A 7438-nucleotide genomic window follows, 5' to 3' on the forward strand; every position below is an offset into this window, starting at 1 on the left:
TCGAGAGCCAGACGACCTACGTCCAAGAGAACATGTCCCAGATGGCCGGGGACCTTCGGGGCGCGGAGCCGGCGCTGGCGGCCGATCCGGCCAGCTTCAACGAGTTCCTGGCGACCCAGGCCGGCTACCGGGGCTTCCTGGCCGTCTACCTGATCGATCGGCAGGGGCGGATCCTCGCCCGGGCCGAAGCCGAGAGCGCGCCGGGGTTCGACAAGCCCAGCGACCAGGCCTTCGCCTCTGCCGACCAAGGCGAGATCTTCATCGCCGACTTCGCCAACTCGGATTCGATGCGGGCGTTGTTCCAGCTCGAGGGCTTCGGCGGCGCCTACCTCTATGTGGTCCGGCCGGTGGACCGCCAGATGTTCCAGTACCTGCGCGAGGCCCAGGACTCGCTGGTGGCCTACCGTGAGGCCGAGGAGAGCCGCGGCGAAATCCAGGCGGTGTTCGCCCTCAGCTACTTCGAGACCGCGCTGCTGGTGCTGATCGGGGCGGTCTGGCTCGGCGTTTCGGCCGCCAACGCCTTCTCAGGTCCCGTCGGCCGGCTGGTGCAAGCGGCGGGCCGTGTGGCCGCCGGCGACCTGACGGCCCGCGTCGACGCCGAGCGGGATCCGGAGGAGATCGCCGTCCTCTCGCGCGCCTTCAACTCCATGACCCACGACCTGCAGGCGCAGCAGGGCGCGCTGAGCCGCGCCCGGGAAGAGGCCGAGGAGCGGCGGCAGTTCATCGAGACGGTGCTCTCCGAGGTCAGCGCCGGGGTCATCGGCCTGGACGGGGAGGGGCGCATCTCAGCCGCCAACCGACAGGCCGCCGCGCTGCTGGGCCTGGCGCCGGACCAGGCCCGCGGCTCGCCGCTGGCGCAGGTCGCGCCCGAGTTCGCCGAGATCGCCCATCAGGCCGCAAGCGCCGGCGAGGCCGAGGCCGAGGTCGACCTGCTGCGCGGCCGCGAGAGCCGGCGGCTGCGGGTGCGGGCCCGGCGCAGCGAAGGCGGCCTGGTGCTGACCTTCGACGACATCACCCGGCTGGTGGCCGCGCAGCGTAACGCTGCCTGGAGCGATGTGGCCCGTCGCATAGCCCACGAGATCAAGAACCCGCTGACGCCGATCCAGCTCTCGGCCGAGCGGCTGCGGCGCAAGTACCGCAAGACGGCCCCGCCGGACGATCTGGAGATCTTCGACCGCTGCATCGACACCATCGTGCGCCAGGTCGGCGACATCGGCCGGATGGTGGATGAGTTCTCCGGGTTCGCCCGGATGCCGGCCCCGAAATTCGCTCCGCAGGATGCGGCCGAACTGATCCGCGCGGCGGTGTTCGCCCAGCGCGTCGCCTCCCCGGACCTGAAGGTGGAGCTGAAGGAGCCGGCGCCTGAAGTGTCGATCCTTGCCGACGGGCGAATGCTGGCCCAGGCGCTGACCAATGTGCTGAAGAACGCCGCCGAGGCGATCGCCGGCGCCGGCCGCGCCAAGGGGCAGATCACCGCGGAGCTGGTCTCCGACGACGACGGGGTGGCCTTCGTGGTCGAGGACGACGGCGTCGGCCTGCCGGCCAAGGACCGGCACCGGCTGACCGAGCCCTACGTGACTACACGGGAAAAGGGCACGGGCCTTGGTCTGGCCATCGTCAAGCGAATCCTGGAGGACCATGGGGGCGAGCTGATTCTCTCCGATGCGGCGTCCGGACAGGGGGCGCGGGTGACTTTGAGACTTCCGGCCAGCGTACGGACGGCGGCGGGCGCCGCCGCCGAGCGCGCCGGCGAAGAGGCGGTAGGGTGAGACATGGCGGCTGACGTGTTGGTGGTCGACGACGAGGCGGACATCCGCGAGCTCGTGGCCGGCATTCTGTCCGACGAGGGCTACAAGGTCCGGACCGCCGCCAATTCCGAGGAGGCGCTGGCCGCCATCAAGGCGCGCAACCCGGCGCTGCTGATCCTCGACATATGGATGTCGGGCGGCGGGCTGGACGGCCTGGAGCTGCTCGACCTGGTCAAGAGCCTCGACGCCGACCTGCCGGTGATCATGATCTCGGGCCACGGCAACATCGAGACCGCGGTGTCGGCCATCAAGCGCGGCGCCTACGAGTTCCTGGAGAAGCCGTTCAAGTCCGACCGGCTGCTGCTGGTCGTCGAGCGGGCGCTGGAGGCGGCGAACCTGCGCCGTGAGAACCGCCGGCTGCGGGCGCAGGCGATCACGCCGGAGGGCTTCATCGGCCGCTCCATGGCCGCCCAGCAGCTGCGCCAGATGATCGCCAAGTTGGCCGCGGCCAACAGCCGGGTGCTGATCTCCGGCCCGCCGGGCTCGGGCAAGGAGACCGTCGCCCGGCTGATCCACGCCGCCAGCCCGCGGGGCCGCAACGAGTTCGTGGTCATCAGCGCCGCCGGCATGACCCCGGAGCGGGTGGATTCCGAGCTGTTCGGCGAGGAGGGCGAGGGCGGCCGGCCGCACAAGATCGGCGTCTTCGAAAGGGCCCACGGCGGCACCCTATACCTCGACGAAGTCGCCGACATGCCCAAGGAGACCCAGAGCCGGATCCTGCGGGTGCTGGTTGAGCAGCGGTTCCGCCGGGTGGGCGGCGACGCCGACGTGCAGGTGGACGTGCGGGTGGTCTCCTCGACCTCGCGCGACCTGCGGGCCGAGATCGCCGCCGGGCGGTTCCGCGAGGATCTGTTCCACCGCCTGAACGTGGTGCCGGTGAACGTGCCGGGTCTGGCCGAACGGCGCGAGGACATCCCCGAGCTGCTTTCGGACTTCATCACCCGCATCTGCGAGGCCACTGGCCTGCCCAGGCGCACCCTGGCGGATGACGCCCTGGCGACGCTGCAGGTGCGCGACTGGCCGGGCAACCTGCGCCAGCTGCGCAACAACGTGGAGCGGATGCTGATCCTGGCCTCTGGCGATCCGACCACGCCGATCAGCGCCAACATGCTGCCGGCCGAGGCCTCGGTATCGGACAGCCAGTCGATGATCGGCACCGACAAGATCATCGCCCTGCCGCTGCGCGAGGCGCGCGAGGTGTTCGAGCGCGAGTACCTGAACGCCCAGATGTTGCGCTTCTCGGGCAACATCTCGCGCACCGCCGCCTTCATCGGCATGGAGCGATCGGCCCTGCACCGCAAGCTGAAGTCGCTCGGCCTGTCCGGCGCGCGGGCCCTGGAAACGGAGGACGTCGACTGATGGGGCGCATCGCCTATGTGAACGGCCGGTTCGTCCCCCATCGTGAAGCGGCGGTCCACATCGAGGACCGGGGCTACCAGCTGGCCGACGCGGTCTACGAGGTTTGGGCGGTGATGGACGGGCGGCTGGCCGACGCCGAGGGCCACTTCGCCCGGCTCGGGCGCAGCCTGGCCGAACTGAAGATCCGCGAGCCGATGAGCCGCCGCGCCCTGGAGATGGTCATGCGCGAGGCGCTGCGGCGCAACCGCGTGCGCGAGGGGCTGATCTACCTGCAGGTCAGCCGCGGCGTCGCCCCGCGCGATCACGCCTTCCCCGGCGACGATGTCGCGCCGGCCGTCGTGATCACCGCCAAGAGCCTTGATCGGGCGGCCGTCGAGGCCAAGGCCGCCAAGGGCGTCGGCGTCGTCACCGTCCCGGAGAACCGCTGGGGCCGCTGCGACATCAAGACGGTGGGCCTGCTGCCCAACGCGCTGGCGCGGCAACAGGCCAAGGAGGCGGGCGCCTACGAGGCGCTGTTCGTCGACGAGCTCGGCATGATCACCGAGGGCGCCGCGTCCAACGCCTGGATCCTCGACCAGGACGGGGTGCTGCGGACCCGCGACACCAACGCCAACATCCTGCGGGGTATCACCCGGCGCACCTTGATGGACGTGATCGCCGAGACCGGCCTGCCGTTCCAGGAGCGGCCGTTCACGGTCGAGGAGGCCAAATCGGCGAAGGAAGTCTTCGTCACCGGGGCCGGCTCGCTAGTGCTGCCCGTGGTCTCGATCGACGGCCAGAAAGTCGGAAACGGCGCGCCCGGGCCGGTGGCCATGCGCCTGCGCCGCCTCTATATCGAGCGCGCGCGAGCAACCGCGCTCTGATAACCATCCTCAACGATTGCGGCCGTCATCAAAGCCGGACTAGCGTCAACTTGCGTGTGTGGGGCGCCGCTTTGCGCCCCGAATGAATGAGAAAAGGGCGACAAGCCGATGAGCGACAAGAAACAGAATCTGCAGGACACCTTCCTCAACAGCGTCCGCAAGGCCAAGACGCCCCTGACCATCTTCCTGGTCAACGGGGTCAAGCTGCAGGGCGTGGTGAGCTGGTTCGATAATTTTTGTGTCCTGCTGCGGCGCGATGGGCAGTCTCAGCTCGTTTATAAGCACGCGATTTCCACCATCATGCCGGCCCAGCCCGTGCAGCTGTACGAGCCGGCGGAAGACGAGGCCGATTGAATCAACTGATTGAGCACGAAGCGCCGGTCCAAGGCGCCCTCGTGATCCACCCGATGCGGGAGGGCGCCTCGTCCTCCCGCAGCGCCGACGCGCGCCTGGATGAAGCCAAGGGTCTGGCCGAGGCCCTCGACCTGGAGGTGCGGCAGGGCATCGTCGCGCCGCTCCGTCGGCCGACGCCGGCCACCTTGTTCGGCTCCGGCAAGGTCGAGGAGATCGGCCGGCTGGTGGAGACGCTGGAGGCAGACGTGGTGGTCGTCGACGACCATCTCTCGCCGGTCCAGCAGCGCAACCTGGAGAAGGCCTGGAAGGCCAAGGTCATCGACCGCACCGGGTTGATCCTCGAGATCTTCGCCCGCCGCGCGCGGACCCGCGAAGGCCGACTGCAGGTGGAACTGGCCCGGCTCTCCTACGAGCGCTCTCGCCTGGTCCGCACCTGGACCCACCTAGAGCGTCAGCGCGGCGGCTTCGGATTCATGGGCGGTCCCGGGGAAACCCAGATCGAGAGCGACCGGCGGATCCTGGCCGACAAGATCGGCCGGCTGAAGCGCGAGCTGGGCGAAGTGCGGCGCACCCGCGACCTGCAGCGCGCCTCCCGCAAGCGGGTGCCTCACCCGACCGTTGCGCTGGTGGGCTACACCAACGCCGGCAAGTCGACCCTGTTCAACCGGCTGACCGCCTCCGAGGTGCTGGCCGAGGATCTGCTGTTCGCCACCCTCGACCCGACGCTGCGGATGCTGAAGCTGCCCGACGGGCGGCCGGCCATCCTGTCGGACACGGTGGGCTTCATCTCCGACCTGCCGCACGAGCTGGTGGAGGCGTTCCGCGCCACCCTGGAGGAGGTTCGCGAGGCCGACGTCATCCTGCACGTGCGCGACATCGCCAGCGAGGAGAGCGACGCCCAGGCCGAGGACGTACGCACGGTGCTCGACCGCCTGAATGTCGATCTGGAAGACCGACAGATCGTCGAGGTGTGGAACAAGCTCGACCTGGTCCCCGAGGACCTGCGCGAGCGGCTGGCCGGCGACGCCCGCCGCCACCACCCCCCGGCGATCGTGCTGTCGGCCGTGACCGGGGAGGGGATCGACGCCCTGCTCGAAGAGATCGCCCGCTTGGTGGACGCCGAAGAGCCGGTGGAGGCCCATGTGCCGCCCAGCGACGGCGCGGCCATCGCCTGGCTCTACCGCCACGGCCGGGTGCTGGAGCGCGAGGTGGAGCCGGACGGCGCGACCCGCGTCGCGGTCCGGCTCTCCTCCGCCGCACTGGGGCAGTTCGAGCGGCTGTTCCCGAACACCGAGCTGCGGCACTAGGCGCGGGCGAGTTCCTCCCGTTTCATCTTCTCCCGGCGGGCCAGCTCGGCCTCTGTGGGGGTCTCGAATTCGAACGAGCCGGTCTGCACCTCGCCCTCGCGCAGGTAGCTGCTGATCACCACGCCGGTCGTCGTGACCTTGGTTCCGGTGTGCTTCAGGGCGGCGGGGATGGTCCCCTCGCCGAAGAAGCGCTTGCCCTTGCCGAGCACGATCGGGATCTGGATCAGGTGCAGCTCGTCGATCAGGTCGGCCTTGAGCAGGGTCTGCACCAGCACGCTGCTGCCCTGGATCAGCAGCTGCGGCCCATCCTCCTGCTTCAGCCGAGCGACCTCGGCCGCCGGGTCATGCAGCGCGACGGCGGGGCCCCAGCCGAGCGGCTCGCGCGAGCGCGTGGCGACGTACTTGGTCAGCGTCTTGAACTTCTCGCCGATGGTGTCGCCGGGCTCGGCGTAAGGCCAGTGGGCGGCGAAGATCTCGTAGGTCTTTCGACCGAGCAGGAGGTCGAAGGGCCCGCTCATCACCTGGTCGATGTGCTCGCCGAGCTTTTCGTCGAACCAGGGGGCGACCCAGCCGCCGTGCGTGAAGCCGCCGGTCGGATCCTCCTCCGGCCCGCCCGGGGCCTGCATGACCCCGTCCAGGCTGATGAACACCGCGTCGATGATGCGTCTCATGGTTCTCTCTCCGCTTAGGAAGCTGCTCGTCGCCTCCTAGGACGAACGGGTCCGGCCGATCCCGACATCGCCGAACGCCTCGATGTCCCGCCACGGACCGAGCGGGCGGAGCGGTTCGCCCCCCAGCAGCCGACAGGAGCCGCCGCCGGGGTGGGTCGGGCGATCCTCTTCGCCGATAGCGCATCCCTCCAGGTGGGCGCTGAGCAGCCGGGCGACCCCGCCGTGGGACACCACAACAATGCGGCCCGCCGGCTCGGCGGCGAGCACCCGGTCGACGGCCGCCACGATCCGCCTCTGCGCGGCGCGGGCGCTCTCCCAGCCGCGGACGCTCTCGTCGGGCCTGGCGAAGAACTCGCGCACTACGTCCCAGAACTCCGGCGGCGCGATGTAGCCGGTGGCGGAGCGGTCGTTCTCGCCCAGGCCCGCGTCGACCCTGGGTGTAATTCCCAGGCGCCCCGCCAGAATCTGCGCGCCGTCCACCGCCTTGCGCTCGGCGCTGGACCAGACGGCCGTGACGCCGGCTCCGCTCAGCGCGTCGGCGAAGCGGTTCATGCGCTTGCGTCCGACGTCGGAGAGCGGCCAGCTTTCGATCGCCGCCTGCGGATCGATCACCACCTCGGTGTGGGTGACGAACAGCAGCCGCCAGTCCGCCTGTCCCATACACCTCTCCCAGAGCTTGGCCGCCTGCAGCCGGTGTGACACGCTTACCGCGACTAAGGGAGGCCGCACATGAAGACCATGGCGCTGAGTATGGGACTGGCCGCGCTGCTGGCCTGCACGGCCGCGGGCGCTCAGGAGGCCTGGCCGCCGTCGAAGTACGGGGCGAACGACACGCTGGGCGCGCTCAACAACCTCTCGCCGGAGGGGGTGCGCCGGGCTATCGGCCTGGTGAAGGAAGGGAAGGTCTATTCCCTGGCGATCCCCACGGGCCCCGACAGCCCTGCTTATGGCGAGCGCAAGTACACGGCCGAGATCTCGCCGGCGCCAGGCCAGGAGCCCGCGCCCATCGGGCCCAATCGCATCACCGCCTACGACGAGAAGGTCACCACCAGCATGGGCATCGGCACCCAGATGGA

General features: G+C 69.9%; 8 protein-coding genes. 6 read left to right on the top strand and 2 right to left on the bottom strand.

Features of this window, described 5'->3' with window-relative positions:
• The 5 genes from VHK87_RS13670 to hflX form a co-directional block, all read left to right on the top strand.
• On the top strand, positions 1-1769 hold a 1769-nt coding region (locus tag VHK87_RS13670; RefSeq protein WP_329635442.1), incomplete at its 5' end, for a PAS domain-containing sensor histidine kinase.
• Positions 1770-1772: 3 nt separating this feature from the next.
• Positions 1773-3167 carry a sigma-54 dependent transcriptional regulator gene (locus VHK87_RS13675; RefSeq protein ID WP_329635443.1) on the top strand — a complete coding sequence of 465 codons (1395 nt, stop codon included), beginning with the start codon at positions 1773-1775 and terminating at the stop codon, positions 3165-3167.
• Positions 3167-4030 (top strand): D-amino-acid transaminase, encoded by an 864-nt coding sequence (locus tag VHK87_RS13680; RefSeq protein WP_329635444.1) that lies wholly within the window; start codon positions 3167-3169, stop codon positions 4028-4030. Before VHK87_RS13675 ends, VHK87_RS13680 begins: the two co-directional genes overlap by 1 nt.
• 108 nt (positions 4031-4138) lie before the next feature.
• Positions 4139-4384 carry an RNA chaperone Hfq gene (gene hfq / locus VHK87_RS13685; RefSeq protein WP_320356252.1) on the top strand — a complete coding sequence of 82 codons (246 nt, stop codon included), beginning with the start codon at positions 4139-4141 and terminating at the stop codon, positions 4382-4384.
• A gap of 53 nt (positions 4385-4437) precedes the next feature.
• A complete protein-coding gene (gene hflX / locus VHK87_RS13690; RefSeq protein ID WP_329635448.1) occupies positions 4438-5691 on the top strand; it encodes a GTPase HflX in 1254 nt (417 codons plus the stop codon).
• Here hflX and VHK87_RS13695 read toward each other — a convergent pair.
• Positions 5688-6362, bottom strand: coding sequence for a dihydrofolate reductase family protein (locus VHK87_RS13695; RefSeq protein WP_329635445.1), 675 nt, complete (start codon positions 6360-6362; stop codon positions 5688-5690). The two genes, hflX and VHK87_RS13695, sit on opposite strands and share 4 nt — an antisense overlap.
• Before the next feature lie 36 nt (positions 6363-6398).
• Entirely contained in the window at positions 6399-7022 is a 624-nt protein-coding gene (locus tag VHK87_RS13700) for a histidine phosphatase family protein (protein WP_329635446.1), read from the bottom strand.
• Between the two features lie 69 nt (positions 7023-7091).
• On the opposite strand from VHK87_RS13700, the gene VHK87_RS13705 reads away from it, so the two are divergent.
• On the top strand, positions 7092-7438 hold a 347-nt coding region (locus tag VHK87_RS13705), incomplete at its 3' end, for a hypothetical protein (protein ID WP_329635447.1).

The sequence above is a fragment of the Phenylobacterium sp. genome (assembly GCF_036263695.1).
Classification (GTDB): domain Bacteria; phylum Pseudomonadota; class Alphaproteobacteria; order Caulobacterales; family Caulobacteraceae; genus Phenylobacterium.